The organism is Pseudomonas sp. LH1G9, from assembly GCF_002949975.1.
GTDB lineage: Bacteria > Pseudomonadota > Gammaproteobacteria > Pseudomonadales > Pseudomonadaceae > Aquipseudomonas > Aquipseudomonas veronii.
On record NZ_CP026880.1, the window covers coordinates 2,485,347 to 2,504,100 of the forward strand.

18 protein-coding genes are annotated in these 18,754 nt (G+C 60.7%); 4 read left to right on the forward strand and 14 right to left on the reverse strand.

The genetic code is table 11. From position 1 onward, the window contains the following. Positions 1–41 precede the first annotated feature (41 nt). Positions 42–2,168: a TonB-dependent siderophore receptor gene (locus C5F70_RS11465; protein WP_104903343.1), complete on the forward strand. Its 2,127-nt coding sequence runs from the start codon at positions 42–44 to the stop codon at positions 2,166–2,168. A gap of 89 nt (positions 2,169–2,257) precedes the next feature. Here the strand turns inward: C5F70_RS11465 and C5F70_RS11470 are convergent, their stop codons facing one another. Next, positions 2,258–3,274, reverse strand: coding sequence for an ABC transporter substrate-binding protein (locus C5F70_RS11470; protein WP_104903344.1), 1,017 nt, complete (start codon positions 3,272–3,274; stop codon positions 2,258–2,260). A 132-nt stretch (positions 3,275–3,406) separates the two neighbouring features. Further along, positions 3,407–3,856: a hypothetical protein gene (locus tag C5F70_RS11475; RefSeq protein ID WP_017846547.1), complete on the reverse strand. Its 450-nt coding sequence runs from the start codon at positions 3,854–3,856 to the stop codon at positions 3,407–3,409. A gap of 414 nt (positions 3,857–4,270) precedes the next feature. Between C5F70_RS11475 and C5F70_RS11480 the strand changes: the two genes are divergently transcribed. The 3 genes from C5F70_RS11480 to C5F70_RS11490 all read left to right on the forward strand — a co-directional run bounded on the left by C5F70_RS11480 (position 4,271) and on the right by C5F70_RS11490 (position 5,194). Continuing rightward, complete coding sequence (locus C5F70_RS11480) at positions 4,271–4,546, forward strand: hypothetical protein (protein WP_082118780.1); 276 nt, start codon at positions 4,271–4,273, stop codon at positions 4,544–4,546. 110 nt (positions 4,547–4,656) lie between these two features. Further along, positions 4,657–4,887, forward strand: a complete 231-nt coding sequence (locus tag C5F70_RS11485; RefSeq protein ID WP_017846549.1) for a hypothetical protein — start codon at positions 4,657–4,659, stop codon at positions 4,885–4,887. A 70-nt stretch (positions 4,888–4,957) separates the two neighbouring features. Further along, positions 4,958–5,194 (forward strand): DUF2789 domain-containing protein, encoded by a 237-nt coding sequence (locus tag C5F70_RS11490; protein WP_104903345.1) that lies wholly within the window; start codon positions 4,958–4,960, stop codon positions 5,192–5,194. Between the two features lie 6 nt (positions 5,195–5,200). On the opposite strand, the gene C5F70_RS11495 is transcribed toward C5F70_RS11490, so the two are convergent. The 12 genes from C5F70_RS11495 to iolE all read right to left on the reverse strand — a co-directional run bounded on the left by C5F70_RS11495 (position 5,201) and on the right by iolE (position 18,681). After that, positions 5,201–5,404, reverse strand: a complete 204-nt coding sequence (locus C5F70_RS11495; RefSeq protein ID WP_104903346.1) for a hypothetical protein — start codon at positions 5,402–5,404, stop codon at positions 5,201–5,203. Positions 5,405–5,519: 115 nt separating this feature from the next. Beyond that, positions 5,520–7,202, reverse strand: a complete 1,683-nt coding sequence (locus C5F70_RS11500; protein ID WP_370737522.1) for a methyl-accepting chemotaxis protein — start codon at positions 7,200–7,202, stop codon at positions 5,520–5,522. A gap of 96 nt (positions 7,203–7,298) precedes the next feature. Next, positions 7,299–7,703, reverse strand: a complete 405-nt coding sequence (locus C5F70_RS11505) for a TraR/DksA C4-type zinc finger protein (protein ID WP_010564800.1) — start codon at positions 7,701–7,703, stop codon at positions 7,299–7,301. A gap of 344 nt (positions 7,704–8,047) precedes the next feature. Then, on the reverse strand, positions 8,048–9,070 hold the full coding sequence (locus C5F70_RS11510; RefSeq protein ID WP_017846553.1) for an ABC transporter permease: 1,023 nt from the start codon (positions 9,068–9,070) through the stop codon (positions 8,048–8,050). A 58-nt stretch (positions 9,071–9,128) separates the two neighbouring features. Then, a complete protein-coding gene (locus tag C5F70_RS11515) occupies positions 9,129–10,682 on the reverse strand; it encodes a sugar ABC transporter ATP-binding protein (protein WP_104903347.1) in 1,554 nt (517 codons plus the stop codon). A gap of 65 nt (positions 10,683–10,747) precedes the next feature. Beyond that, a complete protein-coding gene (locus C5F70_RS11520) occupies positions 10,748–11,683 on the reverse strand; it encodes a sugar ABC transporter substrate-binding protein (RefSeq protein ID WP_017846555.1) in 936 nt (311 codons plus the stop codon). A 48-nt stretch (positions 11,684–11,731) separates the two neighbouring features. After that, the gene (locus tag C5F70_RS11525; protein ID WP_079444050.1) at positions 11,732–11,911 is read right to left on the reverse strand and encodes a hypothetical protein; all 180 of its coding nucleotides are present in this window, start codon (positions 11,909–11,911) and stop codon (positions 11,732–11,734) included. Positions 11,912–12,039: 128 nt separating this feature from the next. Next, complete coding sequence (locus C5F70_RS11530) at positions 12,040–13,068, reverse strand: Gfo/Idh/MocA family oxidoreductase (protein WP_046484460.1); 1,029 nt, start codon at positions 13,066–13,068, stop codon at positions 12,040–12,042. Positions 13,069–14,030: 962 nt separating this feature from the next. Further along, complete coding sequence (locus C5F70_RS11540) at positions 14,031–15,041, reverse strand: Gfo/Idh/MocA family protein (RefSeq protein WP_017846557.1); 1,011 nt, start codon at positions 15,039–15,041, stop codon at positions 14,031–14,033. Positions 15,042–15,060: 19 nt separating this feature from the next. After that, the gene (iolD, locus tag C5F70_RS11545; protein WP_046383702.1) at positions 15,061–16,992 is read right to left on the reverse strand and encodes a 3D-(3,5/4)-trihydroxycyclohexane-1,2-dione acylhydrolase (decyclizing); all 1,932 of its coding nucleotides are present in this window, start codon (positions 16,990–16,992) and stop codon (positions 15,061–15,063) included. Positions 16,993–17,002: 10 nt separating this feature from the next. Then, on the reverse strand, positions 17,003–17,791 hold the full coding sequence (iolB, locus tag C5F70_RS11550) for a 5-deoxy-glucuronate isomerase (protein ID WP_104903349.1): 789 nt from the start codon (positions 17,789–17,791) through the stop codon (positions 17,003–17,005). Then, positions 17,788–18,681, reverse strand: a complete 894-nt coding sequence (iolE, locus tag C5F70_RS11555; RefSeq protein ID WP_017846560.1) for a myo-inosose-2 dehydratase — start codon at positions 18,679–18,681, stop codon at positions 17,788–17,790. The genes iolB and iolE overlap by 4 nt, the downstream gene beginning before the upstream one ends. Between the last annotated feature and the right edge of the window lie 73 nt (positions 18,682–18,754).

Sequence of the window (18,754 nt, forward strand, 5' to 3'; positions counted from 1 at the left end):
GACTGTGCGTTGTTTTCAAGCAGGTTTTTCAGGATTCAAGCATGAAACATTTACCTCTGTTGGCAGGCCTGTTCGGTTGCCTGCCAGTCTGTGCCTGGGCGCTCGAACTGGCCCCGACCACCATCGATGGCGAACCCTCCCACGAACCCGGCCTGGCCCTGGACCAGTCCAGCGGCGTGGCGTCGCGGCTGGGGTTGAGCGTGCGCGAAACGCCCGCCTCGGTGGCAATCGCCAACCGCAATGACATCGAGCGCCATGGCGCCAAGACGTTCCGGGATGCAGCCAATACCTTGCCCGGTGTCAACGCCAGCGCACCGCCGGGGTTTGGGGGTTTTGTCTCGTATCGTGGGTTTACCAGCAGCCAGATCACCCAGATGTTCAACGGCATCAACGTCGCCACCGGCCTGGCCCGGCCGGTGGACGCGTGGATCTATGATCGGGTGGAACTGGTCGGCGGCCCCTCGTCCTTGATCAACGGCGCCGGCTCCGTGGGCGGTTCGCTGAACTACGTGACCAAGCTGGCCACCCGCGAAGAACAGGCCGCCGAAGGCCAACTGACCTACGGCAGCTACGACACCGCCGGCATGGCATTCGGCCTGAACCACGCGCTGACCGACCCCAGCGCCGACGTGCAGCATTACGCACGCCTGGACGTCAGCCGCAACACCAACCACAGCTACATCGACCGCGACCAGCGCGACGCCTGGAGCGTAGCGTTTTCCCTGCTCAGCGACCTTACCCCCAACCTGTCCCATACCCTGGCCCTGGAATACCAGGACGAACATGAAGACAGCCCGTACTGGGGCACGCCGGTGCTGAACCCCAAGGCCGGCGAGCTGAAGATCGATAAACACAACCGTTTCAACAATTACAACGTCGCCGACGGTCGTTACGAACAGCGCACGCTCTGGGCGCGTTCGATCATCGACTACCGGATCAACGACAGCACTACACTGAAAAACACCCTGTATCACCTGGACAGCCAGCGCGATTACCGCAACCTGGAGACCTACCAATACAACGCCGACAACAGCGCGGTGAACCGCTCGACCGCGTACCAGGTGCGTCATCAGGGTGAGCAGAATGGCAACCAGTTCGAGCTGCGCCACGACGACCGCGTCGTCGGCCTCGCCACCACCTGGTCCGGCGGCTTCGAATACAAGGTCAACAGCACGACCAATAGCCCGCTGAGAGCCGCAGGCAACAGCACGGTCGATCCTGACCATTACGACCCGGGGTACTTTTACGACATCCCAGGCACCCGACCGGGCTTTATCAGCGACAAGACCAACGAGGTCACCACCAAAGCACTGTTCGTGGAAAATCGCCTGGGCCTGACCGATAAACTGACATTGCTGACGGGCCTGCGCTACGACGCCATCGACCTGGATGTCACCAACCATGGCGCGATAACCGCCAGCAGTCCACGGCACTTCACGCGCAGTTGGGAGCCGGTGACCGGGCGCGCGGCCCTGACCTACCAGTTCATCCCGACGGCCAATGTGTACGTGCAATACAGCACGGCCGCCGAACAGCCGAGTACCACCACCCAGGTATTCGACGTATCGACCGGCAAACAGTGGGAGGTGGGCAGTAAATTCGACTACCTGGACGGTCGCGGTTCGGCCACCATCGCGGCTTACAAAATCGAGCGCAAGGACTTTGCCGTCACCGACCCGCTGGACCCCACCAACAGCATCCCGGTAGGCGCACAGTCGTCCAAGGGCATTGAGTTGGCCAGTTCGTTGCGCATCACGCCGCGACTACTCGCCGAAGGCAACTTCGCCTGGGTGGACGCCGAGTACGACGAGTTCAACGAAAAAATCGCCAGCGGCGCGGTGGTCTCACGCAAGGGCAATACGCCGACCAATGTGCCCAAGCGCGTCGGCAACCTGTGGCTGACCTATGATTTTTCCGAGGATTGGCAAGGCGGCGTGGATGCGCGGTATGTGGCCCAGGTGTATGCGGATAACGCCAACACCCAGACAGTGCCGGCCTACACCCTGTTCGGCACATTCCTGCGCTACAAGGTGGACGCCCACACCTCGGTGACCGGCCGCGTGCGCAACCTGACCAACGAGGTGTATGCCGAGTTTGCCCATGTGTCGCCGGCGTATTACCTGGGGTCGCCGCGCACGTTTGAAGTGGCGGTGCAAACCCGCTTCTGAGCCTGGAATGCTAGCCAATGTGAAAGCGGGCACACGCTGACAAGCCCGCTTCCACATTCTTGCCCCGCGTTCTGCCGCAGGATGGGACGCTATTTCAGGCTGGCTTCAACCTTCTGCGCCACATCCTCCGTCAACCAGGCCTTCCACACATCAGGATGCGCCTTGAGAAACGCCAGCGCGACGTCGCGTGGCGCGGTGTGATTCTCGCTCATGGTCGCCAAGGCTTTGTTCAGCGGCTCGATCGGGAACTCGACTTTCTCGAAGAACCCGACAATCTGCGGATGTTCTTTCTGGAACGGCGTGGACACGCCGATACTCAACTTGGACGCCAAAGACCGTGTCGGCTTCGGATCGGGATTGTCCGCATCCGTCAGCGTCTTCCACGCCTCGGCGTCGAACGCCGGCTCCTCCAGCTGGATCAACTTGTAGCGCCCCATCAAGGGCGTCGGCGACCAGTAATAGAACAGCACTGGCTTACCGCGACGAATCGAGGAAGTTATCTCGGCATCCAACGCCGCCCCCGAGCCACTGCGGAAGTTCACATAGCTGTCGTCCAGGCCGTAGGCCTTGAGTTTCTGCTTGTTGACCACTTCCGAGGTCCAGCCAATGGGGCTGTTGAGAAAGCGCCCTTTGCCTGGGGATTCGGGGTCCTTGAACACGTCCTTGTAACGCGCCAGGTCCGCGACACTTTTGAGGTCTGGCGCCAGGGGCTTAAGGCCTTTGGCAGGGTCGCCCTTAACCACGTACTCCGGCACCCACCAGCCTTCGGTGGCGCCCTTGACCGTATCGCCCACCCCGGCCACCTTGCCTTCGGCCTCGGCCTTGATCCACACCGGACTGCGGCCTGCCCATTCTTCGCCGATCACCTGGATGTCATTCTTCGCCAGGGCGGTTTCCAGGGTGATGGTGGTGCCGGGCAAGGTGTCGGTGGGCAGGTCATAGCCCTTCTCGACGATATAGCGCAGCACTTCGGTGATCAGACTGCCGCTTTCCCAGTTCAGGTCGGCGAAATGCACAGGCGCCTGTGCAGCCGAAACCGGCAACGAAGTCACCGACAGACTCAGGCTCGCCAGGGACGCCGCCAACAGGGATCTCAATCCTTTCATGCCTTTGCACCTCACGTGTTCGCTGCAATAACGGACGGCTTGGCCGCCACTGCGCGAAGCCTCTGAATAGTTAAGTCAACTCAACTGTAGTAGAGGTTCCGGGAGATAAAGGCTGTTTGCTGTACGAGCGGGTTATTCGCTGGCCTTGAAGGTCACCAGTTCACCCTTGCGCCACTTGGCGGCCTTGCCGGTCACGGCCTTGAGGGTTTTGGTCAAGCCTTCCTGCAATTGTTCGTTGGCGGCAAACACCAGCATCACGCTGTGACCTTCCTTGAACACAATGCCCTGGCCTTCGGCCGAGGAAACAAAGGCATAGTCGCCCAAGCCATACACCGTCAACTTGATATCGCGGAACTTCAATTCAAACTTGCCACCTTCGCGACTGGGCAATACCGCGGCACGAAAATGATCACCGACCTTGAGTTCAAGGCGTTGTTTGTCATCCACGACCAATGCCGATTCAGTATCGATCTCGGCGATATAGATGCCTTCCGGTGTCTGTTCAGTGATGTAAACAAAACGGGATTGAAACTGCTTGACCAACTTTGCGCGCAAATCACCCAGCACGAATAACGCGTGCATATCCAGATTACTGACTGCCAAGGAAACGCCCCCAGATCAAAAAAAGCACTGTCCGCCGGAACGGGCAGCACAAAAAAGCGGCCATACCGGCACGCTGACACAACGCATTGATTAAAAACCCTGAAAAAACGCCCCTGCGGTGCCGTAAGACTAATACAGGCATACACGACGAGCCTTATGCAGGCCATCGATCTTCACAGCAAATCACAGGTTTAACAGCCCGAGAAGACGGGTCGACCAGCTTCAGAGAATAACCCAATTAAAAAGCGCAGTTTCCGACAACCTGCACAAAACAAAACACCTGGAATGGAACCGAGTACCGATCGCCGACGACAATATTAAAACAGCAACACGGGTCAAAACCACCCGTTCCGCTGCTGGCGGGCCAACCAGATCGATCGACAGGAGCTGACCATGCAACGACGTCAACACAACGCTACGTCTTCCAGCACTCACTCATCCTATCAAGACGAGCGCCAATACTACTGCTTGCACAGCCATGATGGGTACTCAAACTCCGTGCTTTATCAAGTTGTACCGGCCGGGCGCAACTTCTTTCATATTATGGAAGTCACCAGCGGCAGGATCAAAGGCTTTCGCAGCAACCATATCCGCGCCTGCGAACTGGCAAAAACCCTCGAGGCCGCCCTGCACGCCCCGCACGGCGGGATCGTTTCGTCACCTGGATGACTTTACCGCGCCGTCGCCCCTCAACAACTGCCATACTGGCCCGTCCATTGAAGTTTGCCCCGTGCGGGTCAGGTTTCATCAGTGCAGTTACCTTGAAGGGAAGGTTATACGTGACGGAATTTGATATTGGCGAATTTTTTATCCATGGCGAAGCCAAGGAAGTAGACGGAGAATTCCAAGCAGTTATCGTAATGCGTGCCAAGCCTCCCTTGACCACGATCACAATGCACCAAGTGGAAAAAGATCGTTGGTTCAAGACCGCGGACGCCGCCGCCGTCGCGGCAAAAGAAGCCGCCAGGGCCCTCAAGACAGCGGTGGACTCAGGGGCGTTGACCTCCTGAGAATCCGATAGAACTCTACTGCGCGACAAGCCTCCGATGCATACCCCCCAAAACCGGCATGGAGAACGATATGGATGCGCCAGTACCAACCCTTGAAACCCTGTTTGATCAACTGGGCCTGAACTCCACCCCGAAGGACATCGACGCGTTTATCGCTGCCCATCCTTTGGCCGACGACGTCAAGCTGATCGACGCGCCCTTCTGGACGCCCCAGCAGGCTCGGTTCCTCAAGGAAGAACTTCGGGAAGACGCTGAATGGGCGATGGCCGTGGATGAACTGAACCAGCGTCTGCACCAAGCGCAATAACGCCCCTCAATGCAGGCTGTCTGACTGTTCCATGCGCAACAGCGCTTGCCAGGCGGCCCTGCACTCCTCGGCTTCATCACGGCTGGCGAAGGCGGTGCCACGCTGCTCACCGTTGAGCAGCACGACCCAACAAGCCTTCTGACCCAACGCACGCAGGGTTTTGGGTACGCCACTGCCAATCATCACAGCGACATCGACTTTGTTTTGCATGGAGCTTCTCCGCAACAATCGTTAGCTAACTAACAACGGCGGCCATGCTACGTTTTTCCTCCCGTCAGAAAAAGCTATCCCCTGGATAGCTCTATTGCGCAAACAGCAACAATCTCTAGTGCCTGGCGTTCGTGCCTTCGGGTTTATAGCCCAGGCGCAACCCGCCCCAATGCCGGCCCTTGACCATGATCGGCACCGACAAGTCGTGCATCAACTCACCGGTATCGCGGGTGTAAGTCTGCAACAGTACCGCTTGCTGATGGCTGCCACAGCGAATCCCGGTACGGTCGTCGAACTTGCGCTTGGTGCGATTCTGTAACGCATCCACCTGTACATCGCCAGTCAAGGGTTGGGAAAACGCCTTGTTGTGTGTCGGCACATACCCCTGTTGCGTACAGGCGATGGCAAATACCAAACCTTCGTGTCGCGGCAGCAGCGCCTCTTGAATCGCCGGCAACACCTGATCGGTGTAGCTATCAAAACGCGTGTGGTACTTGCTGGGGTGGGTGTTGGGGATCGCCGCGTAGTTGCGGTCGAACAGATCCTCCAGGCTGACGCGGTTTTGCAGTACATCGGCCTCGAACTGTTCGGCGATGCGGCTCGCGCCTTCGCGGGCGAGGTCGTAGACGCGCTGGTGATAGTCATCTAGCCCGACGGCGGCCAAGCGTTCGCTGATGGTTTCGGCCTGCCCTTCCATTTGCACGGCGGCATCGGCCAGTTGACGGGTTTGCTCGTCGCTCACCGTCAGGTCGCTGCGCATTTGCTCCACGGCATGGAACAGGCTGTCGAGTTGCGCCCGATTGGTCTCGGTGCCTTGGGCGATTTCGTTGACCTGCCCTTCGACATCCGCGGCCAGGCTGGCGATGTTCTGCAACTGCTCACCGGCGTGTTCCACCTGCTCCACGCCGGTGTGCAGGTCCGCCGACAGTTGGCGAATCTGCTCCACCACCTGGCCGGTGCGTTGCTGGATATCGGCCACCATCACCCCGACTTCCTCGGTGGCGGTGGCGGTACGGCCGGCCAGCCCGCGGACTTCATCGGCCACCACGGCAAACCCGCGCCCATGCTCGCCGGCACGCGCGGCTTCGATGGCGGCGTTCAAGGCCAGCAGGTTGGTCTGGCTGGCGATGGACTGGATCACCAGGGTCACCCGCTGGATTTCCTCGCTGCGCTGGCTCAGGGCTTCAATCATCTCGCGGCTGGCATTCGCGCGCTGGCTGAGTTGGTGCATGCGGGTGATCGACTGGGCCAGCACTTCGCGGCCCTCGGTGCTGCGCTGATGCGCCTGGCTGGCGGCGCCCAGCGCCTGGTGACTGAGTTGGGAGGTGACTTGTTCGGTGCCGATCATCACTTCGGCGCTGTTGACGATCTGCTGGGCAGCGCTCAACTGCGACTGCAGGCGCGCAGCCAGTTGCTTGACCGAATAGGCCACGCCGGCCGCCGACAAGGCGTTATGACTGGTGGTATAGGACAGGTCGCGGGTCAGGTCGCCAATCGCATCGACCGCTTCGGACGGCGCCGCGCTGGGTGTGCGTTTTTTCAGGCGAGGCAGCCAGATCACCAGCAAGGCCAGTGTCAGGCAGAGATAAATCGGCAGGCTGGCAAACGCAAGGCCGAGCAGGACCAGCACCACGGCGGTGCTCTGCAAAAGCGGCGTCAGCCAGCCGGGCAACCCGCGCACCACCGCGTGCGGTGGCACTGCTGCGCCCATCAGAGATCCGTCTCCAGCCATCTTCGTCACCCCACTGCTTGTCATTATTGTCTCTGCATTAAACGCCACTATCAGGCCATTATCCATGGGCCTTTAGTGGGGGAGCTTGCAACAGATCAATATAGCGGGCGTAACGGGTATTTTCCCTGGGGAGCGCAGTACTCGCCCCCCAGCTTCAGCGCATCAGGCTTGACGCTGGTGCTTGTCGATCTGCTCGTGGCGCTCTTGCGCTTCGATGCAGTACTTGGTGGTCGGGCTGATCAGCAGGCGCTTGAGGCCGATAGGCTCGCCGCTGTCATCGCACCAGCCAAAGGAATCTTCCTTGATGCGCTCCAGTGCGCGCTCCAGTTGCGGCAGCATGCGCTGGTCGCGATCAATGGCATTCACCAACCAGGTGCGCTCTTCTTCCACGGAGGCGGCATCCGCCGGGTCGGCCGGGGTGTCCAGGCTCTCAATGGCGATGCGGTTCTGTTCAATGCGCTCGTGGTGTTCCACTTTCATGTCTTGCAGCAACTGCTCGAAAAAAGCGTGCTGTTCGGCATTCATGTAGTCATCCGCCGGCATGGCCAGCAACTTTTCCTTTGTCATTGATTTCTCTATAAAAAATACGTGCATTAAGGCGAATAAGGGAGCGTTCCGGTCAACCTCTGCAGGTCTCGGAAAGGCGCCATCCATTCCAAGCGCCACCCGGCACTCAATTTACGAGGGGCGGCAGTCTAAGGCCGACTTGAGGGCGCAGCAACTGAAAAGACAGGCATTTTTTCCAAGATAACCCCCAAAGGCACCAGGACGGGCTTGGCGAATGGTCATCGGAGTGTGTTTATAGCAAGAAATTCAGTGTTGTGGAGCTATATAGAAGACAAACGGTTGGATCTGACGAATGCAGGTCTGAATGTGGGAGGGGGCAAGCCCCTCCCACATTTTGCACTGCGTCAGCGTTTTAGCTTCCGCTTGTTGCGATATTGGTCGATCACCACCGCCGCCACGATAATCAGGCCCTTGATGATGTCCTGGATATACGCGTCGACCCCGACAAAGGTAAACCCGCTGGCCATCACCCCAAGGATCAGCGCGCCGATCACGGTGCCGGTGATGCGCCCTACTCCGCCGGCCAGGCTGGTGCCGCCGATCACCGCGGCGGCAATCGCATCCAGTTCGTAGGACATGCCCATGCCGGCCTGGCCGGTGGCGGCACGCGCCGAGGCCACCACACCGGCCAGGCCCGCCAGGAGCCCGGCGATGCTGTAGACGATGATCAGGTGGCGCTTGACGTTGATCCCCGAGGTGCGCGCCGCCTGCATATTGCCGCCGATGGCGTAGGTGTACTTACCGTACTTGGTGTAGCGCAGGGCGATATGGAAGATCACCGCCACCACCAGAAAGATGATCACCGGCATCGCGCCATGCCCGATGGCCGTGTAGGAATCCGAGAGCATGCTCACCGGCTGGCCTTCGGTGTAGTAACGCGCCAGGCCACGGGCCGACACCATCATCCCCAGCGTTGCGATAAACGGCGGGATACCGGTCACCGCAATAATGCTGCCGTTGATCGCGCCCGCCAGCAGCCCCACGCCGAGCCCCGCCACCACCGGAATCCACACCGGCAGGTCGGTCAGGGACGGAAACACCGCACGGGAAAAATCAGATGTTTGCGCAAGACTGGCAGCGATCATCGCCGATAACGCCAGGACCGAGCCGGAAGACAAGTCGATCCCGGTGGTGATGATCACCTGGGTCACACCGATGGCCAGCAGGCCGATGATCGACACTTGCAGGATCATCAACACCAGGCGCTGGGAGTTCATCAGGAAGCTCTGGTCTCGCACAATCCAGCCAAACAGCTCAAACACCAGGCCGATGCCGATCAGCACCAGGAAGATGCTCAGCTCGGTGGGCAAGCGCCGACGGTGCTTGACCGCTGCCGTGGCAGGCTTGTTGTCTGTTATTGCGTTCATAGCCAATCACCTTTTTATTCTATGGCGCAGGCCAACCGCAGGCCCGCGCGGCTGTTCGTCAGTGGACCGCGGTCATACCGGAGGCCAGTTGCATGACTTTTTCCTGGGTCGCGTCTGCACGGTCCAGGGTGCCCATCAGTTCGCCTTCATGCATCACCATCACCCGGTCGCTCATACCCAGCACTTCAGGCAGCTCCGAAGAAATCATGATCACCGCCATGCCCTCGCTGGCGAGGAACGCAATCAAACGGTAGATCTCGGCCTTGGCACCGACATCGATGCCACGGGTCGGTTCGTCGAGGATCAGCAGGCGCGGGTTGGTCATCAGCCAGCGCGCCAGCAGGGCTTTCTGCTGATTGCCGCCGGACAAGGTGTCGATGCATTGCTCCAGGGACGGGGTTTTCACCCGCAGCTTCTTGCACATGTCTTCGCACAGCGCACGCAGGGCTTTCTGCTGGATAAACCCGTTGCCCGAGTAATGCGGCAACACGGCCATTTCCATGTTTTCCAGGACCGACAGGCACGGGAACAGCCCGCTGAGCTTGCGGTCTTCAGTCAACAGCGCAAAGCCTTTGTCGATGGCCATGTGCGGGTCGGTGATACGCAGCGCCTTGCCATCGAGGGTTATCTGCCCGCGAGTGCTTGGGCTGATGCCGAAAAGGGTTTCCGCCACGTTGGTGCGGCCCGAGCCCATCAGCCCGGCGATGCCGAGGATCTCGCCGGCATGCAGGTCGAACGAGACGTTGTTGAACACGCCGTCCAGGCCCAGGTCGCGCACCGACAACAGCAACTCGCCGATGGGCGTTTCGCGCACCGGGAACAACTGGCTCAGTTCACGGCCGACCATCATCGAGATCAGGCTGTCGCTGTTCATGCTGTCGGCGCGCTGCAGGCCGATGTACTGGCCGTCGCGAAACACCGCCACTTCATCGGCGATGGCGAACACTTCATTCATCTTGTGCGTGATGTAGACGATGCCTTTGCCCTGGGCCTTGAGGTCGGCAATGATCGAAAACAGGTGGGCGACTTCCTTCTCGGTGATGGCGGACGTCGGCTCATCCATGATCAGGATGTCGGAATCGTAGGACACCGCCTTGGCAATCTCGACCATCTGCCGCTCGGCGATGCTCAGGTTGCCCACCTGCTCCTCGGGGTCGAGGTTGATGCGCAGGCGGGCGAGCAATTGGGCGGTGCAGCGGTGCATTTCGCGGTGGTTGACCATGCGCAGGCTGTTGAGCTGCTCGCGGCCGATCCAGATATTCTCGGCGATGCTCATGTGCGGCATCAGGTTGAGTTCCTGGTGGATCATCGCGATCCCGGCCTTTTGCGCGGCCAGCGGCGTCTCAAACACAATCGGCTTGCCGCGCAGGCGGATTTCCCCGGTGTCGGGCTGGTAGATGCCGGCGATGATTTTCATCAGGGTCGACTTGCCCGCGCCGTTCTCGCCCATCAGCGCCAGCACCGAGCCCGGGCGCACACGCAGTTGTACATCGGCCAGGGCCACCACACCGGGAAAGCCTTTACTGATGTTGAGGATTTCCAGCAGGTACGGTTCTTCCAGCAGCGACGGCTGGATAGCGGGCGGCTGCGAGACAGTGGCTTGAGCAAGCATAGGGCGGTACTCCATCGACAGGGCGGGCACGACCGCCCTGCCGGCTTATTGTTGTGATGTAAGGGCTACTTGAAGTCTTTGACGTTGTCCGGGGTGATCAGCTTGAACGGGATGACAATGTTCTGCTCGATCGCTTCCTTCTTCGCCATCTTGCGCGCCGCCTCCACCGAGCCGACTGCCTGGCCCTTGGCATCCTGGAACACCGACACGGTCATTTCGCCCTTGGTGATCGCATTCAAGCCGTCCGGCGTGCCGTCGACCCCCGCAATCAAGACGCTGCCCGGCTTGGTGCCGGCCGACTTCAACGCCATAGCCGCGCCAATCGCCATTTCATCGTTGTTGGCCAGCACGGCATTGAATTCGCGGCCCTGGGTCAACCAGTCGTTGACCAGGGTCATCCCACGGTCACGCAGCCAGATGCCGGTCTGTTCCTGCTCGATCTTGATCTGCGGGTACTTGGCCAGGACTTCTTTGATGCCCTTGGTCCGGTTGGTGGTGGAGTTGTTCGCCAGGTCACCGAGCAGGATCACCACCTTGCCCTTGCCCCCCAGTTTTTCGGCGATGTACTGCATTTGCAGCCTGCCGGCCTCTTCATCATCGGAGGTCACGGCCGCCACGCCTTTGGGCAGGTCTTTCTGGTCAGGTCGGCGGTTGACATAGACCAGCGGAATACCCGCTTCGAGCGCTGACTTGCTGATCCGCGCCGTGGACGCCGTGTCCACCGGGTTGACGATGATCGCGTCGACCTTCTGGCTGATGAAGTTCTCGACCTGGCTCAATTGCTTGACCACGTCGGCGCGCGCGTCTTCGAACTGCAGTTGCACACCATCGCCCTTGGGGTAGGCCTTGGCTTGCTTGTCCATGTACTCACGCACATTGGTCAGGTAGGTGTCATCGAACTGCGACATGCTCACGCCGATCTTCAGATCGGCAGCCATGGCAAAACCGCTGGCCAGCAGCAGGGACAACGCCAGCGCGGTAAAACGGATCGGGGTCTTCATGAACGGTCTGTCTCCACTTTCTTGTTGGTTTTTTGGACGTTGCGTTTTTCAGAGCGAGGATGACGGCAGGCGGACGAGCGGTGCTCCCGGAATGCAGCACACCAGGGCGCCTTGGTTTTCGACGCACAGCACGTTGAGGAAGGAGAAGTAAAACGGCCGGGTGCGGGGCAGACCGCGTGGCGCAAGGGCTGGGCGTAAAACTCGCAGTACAGCGTTGAAGATTTTCATCTGACGGTACCTGGTTGTTTTTGATCTTGTTTTTGTTGAGTCGTCGGGATCGAGTCCGGAACGTACTTTATGCAACCTGGAAAAGACTTTATTGGAAAATAATTTCTATATCAACCTGTTTTAGAATTTTATTCTATTTTTGTCGAAACCACTTGCTGGCGCTCGGCGCTCAGGCGTGCGGCGTCCAATATCCTTGTGGTTTCCAACGCCTCGTAGGCGTCCACCGGCAGCGGCCCCTGTCCTTGCACGGCGGCCTGCCACTGGCGATAGAACTGGGTCCAGCAGCCTTTTTCCGACGGCACACGCTCGCGCTCGGGGCCTTGTTCGAACCAGCCCCAGCGGCGGTGCTCCTCAGAGCCCCAGTGCTCGCCCTCGGTTTTGGGCGACTTGCCGGCTATCAGTGCGTCTTCCTGGCCGTCCAATCCGTCGACGGTGTAGCAACCCAGGGTGCCGCTGACCCGCAAGCGCGGTGCCGGGCTGTTCTGCAAGGCGTTGCCCCACAGGTGGGAAATCACCCCGTTGGCGTGGGTCAGGGAGACGAAGAAGCCGTGGTCGATGCTGGGGTGTTCGGCGCTGTAGTGCAGTTGCGCGAAAACCCGATCTACCGGGCCGAACAGTTGCAGCGCCTGATCCACCAGATGGCTGCCCAGGTCGCGCAGCCAGCCGCCGCCGCTGGCATTGCCCACCGATTGCGGGCTGAAACGCTCGACGCGGGATTCAAACCGGGTGACAGCGCCGAGGGCGCCGGCGTCGATCAGTTTGCGCAAGGTCAGGAAATCCGAATCCCAGCGCCGGTTCTGGTAGACGCTGAGCAACACGCCCTGGCGTTCAGCCGCGGTGATCAGCACCCGGGCCTGCTCGGCGTTGGCGGCGAAAGGTTTATCGCTGACCACGGCGACGCCGTGCTCGATGGCCTCCAGCACCAGCGCCGGGCGACCTTTAAGCGTGGTGGAAATCACCAGGGCGTCAACGCCGGCCTCGACGATCTGGCCGATGCTGTCAAAGGCTTTAACCCCTGGAAGATCAGTGCTCAATTGCTGACGGCGCTCGGGTGAACGAGTCACCACACCAACAAAAGTAGCGCCGGGCAGGGTTGCAATCAGTGGCGCATGAAAGAAGCGCCCTCCGTGGCCATAGCCGACCAGTCCAATTCGCATATATTCACTCCTTCATTGAAGTGCAAACCCAATCCAACTGTGGGAGGGGGCTTGCCCCCTCCCACATTGACCGAGTGTTAGCCGTAGAAGGCAGGGTTGCAGTCAGTGGCGCATGAAAGAAGCGCCCTCCGTGGCCATAGCCGACTAGTCCAATTCGCATACATTCACTCCTTCATTGAAGTGCACACCCAATCCAACTGTGGGAGGGGGCTTGCCCCCGATGGCGGTGGATCAGATCCAGATTCATTAGCTGACCCACTGCTATCGGGGGCAAGCCCCCTCCCACATTGACCGAGTGTTAGCCGCAGAAGGCAGGGTTGCAGTCAGTGGCGCATGAAAGAAGCGCCCTCCGTGGCCATAGCCGACCAGTCCGATTCGCATACATTTACTCCTTCATTGAAGTGCACACCCAATCCAACTGTGGGAGGGGGCTTGCCCCCGATGGCGGTGGATCAGATCCAGATTCATTAGCTGACCCACTGCTATCGGGGGCAAGCCCCCTCCCACATTGACCGAGTGCTAGCCGTAGAAGGCAGGGTTGCAGTCAGTGGCGCATGAAAGAAGCGTCCTCCGTGGCCACAGCCGACCAGTCCGATTCGCATACATTCACTCCTTCATTGAAGTGCACACCCAACCCAACTGTGGGAGGGGGCTTGCCCCCGATGGCGGTGGATCAGATCCAGATTCATTAGCTGACCCACTGCTATCGGGGGCAAGCCCCCCTCCCACATTGACCGCGTGTTAGCCGCAGAAGGCAGGGTTGCAGTCAGTGGCGCATGAAAGAAGCGCCCTCCGTGGCCATAGCCGACCAATCCAATTCGCATACATTCACTCCTTCATTGAAGTGCACACCCAATCCAACTGTGGGAGGGGGCTTGCCCCCGATGGCGGTGGATCAGATCCAGATTCATTAGCTGACCCACTGCTATCGGGGGCAAGCCCCCTCCCACATTGACCGCGTGTCAGCCGTAGAAGCGCGGACGCTCAGGCAGGCTGACTTGGACAATTTGCCCACTGCCTTGGGCCTCGATACACGCATCCGCCGCGACTGCCGCTGCAAACCCATCCCACGCCGACGGCCCGCCCACTTGCCCGGCGCGCACGCTGTCGATGAACGCCTGCAACTCGACGTCATAGGCGCCGATAAAGCGGTCTTTCCAGTCCATCAGAATCGCATTGGACAGCTTGGCCTCGCTGCGCAATTGCACCTGCGACGGTTCCGGCAGCTTGGCGATACCGGTCTCCCCCACCACTTCGCACTGAATGTCGTAGCCGTACTGGCAGTTCACAAACACTTCCACATCGATGCGCGTGCCCTTGGCGGTTTCCAGCAGCACGATCTGCGGATCGCGCAGATGGGCCAGGGCCTTGCTGGTCTTGCGCGGGAACACCACTTGCACCGACACATAGTCGTCGTCGAGCAGCCAACGCAACACATCCAGCTCGTGGATCAGGGTGTCGGTGATCGCCATGTCGGTCTTGTAGTTCTCACCCACCCGCGGGTTGCGGTGCGCGCAGTGCAGCATCAGCGGCTCGCCGATCCGGCCGCTGTCGATCACCGCTTTGAGGGCGCGATAACCTTCGTCATAGGGGCGCATGAAGCCCACTTGCACCAGGCGCTTGCCGTGCGCCACTTCGGCCTCGACGATCCTGCGACAGCCTTCGGCGGTGACCGCCAGGGGTTTTTCGCAGAACACCGGTTTGCCCGCCTCGATGGCGGCGAGCACAAATGCCTCATGGCTCGGGCCCCAGGAAGTAACGAGAATGGCTTCGACCTGAGGCGAACGGATCAGCGCATGGCCGTCCGGATACACCTCGGCGTCCAGTTTCAGATCCGCCACCACCTTGGCGGCCTGCTCCAGGTCGATGTCGGTCACCGCCACCACCTGGCTGTTGAGCAAGGTCTGGCTGCAACGACGAATATGGTCCCGGCCGATAGCGCCCGTACCGATAACACCCAGCTTCAACGACATACATTCACTCCTCTTGTTATTAGTACTGCCGGGCCTTGGCCAGCTGTTCATTGAGTTTTTTCGCCGCCGCGTTGGTGCGTTCGCTGGTGGAGACCTGCGCCACACCCACCCGCCACCACGACAGGTAGCCGTGGATCATGGTCTTGGGCAGCACCTTGATATCGATCAGCGTCGACACCGTTTGCGTGCGCGCATCGGCCAGCGCCGCTTCGAGCTGTTCGACGCTACTGACCTTGTAAGTCTTGCAACCGTAGGCCGCCGCACTCATGGCGAAGTCCACCGGCACCAGGCCGCCGTCGAGCTTGCCGCTCTCGGGGTTGCGGTAGCGGAACTCGGTGCCGAAGCTGTCCATGCCGTTGCCGATCTGCAGGTTGTTGATGCAACCGAAAGCCATGTTGTCCAGCAGCACCACGTTGATCTTGCGGCGCTCCTGGATCGAGGTGGCCAGCTCCGAGTGCAGCATCATGTAGGAGCCATCGCCGACCAGCGCATAGACCTCGCGCGTCGGCTCGGCGAGTTTCACGCCGAGGGCGGCGTTGATCTCGTAGCCCATGCACGAATAACCGTACTCGACGTGGTAAGTGTTGACGCCCTTGCTGCGCCAGCTGCGCTGCAGGTCGCCGGGCAGGCTGCCGGCGGCGGCGACGATGATCGCGTCGTCGGCCAGCGCCTGGTTGAGCACGCCGAGGACCCGGCTTTGGGTCAGGCACGAACCGGTCAGCTCGATAAATTCGCGCAGCACGCCGCGGTCGAGGTGGTCGTCGACCTCGGGGACGAAGTCGTCACCGGCGTATTCCAACTGATGCACCCGGTCGACTTCAGCATCCAGTTGCGCCCTTGCATCGCGCACCTGCTCGCCCCAACCGGCGCGATAATCGCCCAGCGCTGCGGCCAATGCCTCAAGGGCGACTCGTGCATCCGCCAGCACTTGCACGCCATCGAGTTTCAACGCATCGCCGGGGCTGATGTTGAGGTTGAGGAACCGCACCTCGGCGTGCTTGAACAACGACTTCGACGACGTGGTGAAATCGGTGTAGCGCGTGCCGATCCCGATGATCAGGTCGGCCTCGGCGGCCAACAGGTTCGCGGCCAGGCAGCCGGTTTCGCCGATCCCGCCGACGTTCAGCGGATGGCTGGACAGCACCGCACTCTTGCCCGCCTGGGTTTCGGCGAAGGGCATCTCGAAGCGTTCGGCAAATGCCTGCAGGGCCGCATTCGCCCCGGAGTACTTGACCCCGCCGCCGCAGATGATCAACGGCTTGCGCTTGCCCTCGAAGGCCGCCACGGCATCGCCGATCATCGCCTCGGTGGGCGGGCGCCGGTCGAGGCGATGGACACGTTTTTGCAAGAAGTAATCCGGGTAATCCCAGGCCTCGGCTTGCACGTCCTGCGGCAGCGCCAGGGTGACGGCACCGGTTTCGGCCGGGTCGGTGAGCACGCGCATGGCGTGGATCGCCGCGCTCATCAATTGCTCGGGGCGGTTGATGCGGTCCCAGTATTTGCTCACCGAACGGAAGGCGTCGTTGGTGCTGATGCTCAGGTCATGGAACTGCTCGATCTGTTGCAGCACCGGGTCGGGCTGGCGGCTGGCGTAGACATCGCCAGGCAATAGCAGCAACGGAATGCGGTTGGCCGTGGCGGTCGCGGCAGCGGTCAGCATATTCGCCGCCCCCGGGCCGACCGACGCGGTACACGCGTAGATCTTGCGGCGCAGGTGCTGTTTGGCAAACCCGATGGCGGCGTGGGCCATGCCTTGCTCGTTGCGGCCCTGATGGACCACCAGGTCGCCGCTGTCCTGCTCCAGCGCCTGGCCCAGGCCGAGCACGTTGCCGTGGCCGAAAATGGTGAACACCCCGGCCACGAACTTGCTCTGCACACCATCGACTTCGATGTATTGGTTATCCAGAAATTTCACCAGGGCCTGGGCCATGGTCAAACGAGTGGTGGTCATGTCGCGCCCCTTAAAGGTCCAGCAGCCAGCTGTGCTGCGGGTCGTTATGAAAATGCCAGGCGCGCTTGGGGCCGGCCATTACGTTGAGGTAGTAGGACTCGTAGCCATACGGCACGCTCACCGGGTGGTACCCCTTGGGCACCACCACCAGGTCGCTGTTTTCCACGGCCATGGCCTCATCGATGCTGCGATCGTCGGTGTACACCCGCTGGAACACGAAGCCCTGGGGCGGGTTGACCTGGTGGTAATAGGTTTCTTCGAGAAAGCTCTGGTGCGGCAGGTCGTCGGTGTCGTGCTTGTGCGGCGGGTAGCTCGACGAATGCCCGGACGGCGTGCGGACTTCCACCACCAGCAAGGAGTGGGCGGGCTCGCTGTCGGGCAGGATGTCGCACACGTAACGGGTGTTGGCGCCTTTGCCGCGCACGCTGCGCTTGCATTGTTCGGGGCGGATCAAGCGCGGCGCGAAACCCGTCGCGCCAGGCGCGGCGCAGACCGCGAGCTGCACGTCGCTCAATGCCGTCACCTGGGCGTCGGTGCCCGGCGGCAGGTAAGCGGCAAAGGGCGATTTGTCTTCAAACACCGACTGACGATCGCCGAGGTTCTGCCAGTTGAACCCCTCGCCTTCGATCGTCACCCGGCCGCTAAGCAGCACCAGGCACAGCTCCTGATCGCCGGCGGTGACTGGCAGGGTTTCGCCCAGGCTCAGGCGGTAGGCGGCAAAGCCGACATAGTCCAGGCGGCCCGCTTCGAGGGCGACCATGGTTTGCCCGCGCTTATGGCTCTTGACCAGCAAACTCATTGCCCCGTCCTCTCGTTCAGCAGCGCACGCAAGGTGTCGTAACCTTTTTTCGCATAGATATAGCTCGGCGCGACAGCCGGGTCCTGCTCGGCTTCGACCACCAGCCAGCCTCGGTAATGCGCGGCCAGCAGCACATCGAGCAACGCGGCAAAGTCGATATCGCCGTCACCCGGCACGGTGAAGGTGCCGTTGACGATGCAGTCGGGGAAGCTCCACATCTGGTTGCGCGCCAGTTGCACCACTGCTTTGCGCACGTCCTTGAAATGCACATGGCACACGCGGTCGATGTGCTTGCGCAGTACGTCGAGGGGTTCACCGCCACCCATGTAGCAATGGCCCGAATCGAACAGCAGGCCGACTTCGGGGCCGGTGCGGCGCATCAGTTGATCAATGTCCTCCGGCGATTCGACATAGGCGCCCATATGGTGGTGGTAGGCCAGGCGCACGCCCTGGGACAGGGTAAAGCGCGCCAGTTCGGTGAGCTTGTCGGCGTAGTCCTGCCAGGCCTGCTCACTGTGGAAACGCGGGCGTTCGATCAGGCGGATGCGGGAGCCCTGGATCGAATCGGCCACTTCGCCGTAGACCAACACCGTGGCGCCATTGTGTTTGAGCAACTCGACGTGAGCGGCGATGGCTTCGATTTCCTGCGCGACCGACCGCTGGGCCAGGCGGCTGGAGTACCAACCGGAGACCAGCGCCAGGTCGTAGGGGCGCAACACATCGGCGACGCCCTTGGCGTCCTTGGGGAATTTGCCGTTGAGTTCAAAACCTTCGTAGCCGATCTGCTTGCCTTCGCTCAACGCCGTGCTCAGGGGCGTTTCGCCGCCCAGGGCCGGCAGGTCGTCGTTGCTCCAGGAGATCGGGTTGATGCCAATTCGGATTGCGGGCATGGCTGCACCTTTATTATTTTCAGGTATCACTGAGATCTGCATTATGTGGGAGGGAGCTTGCTCCCGATGGCAG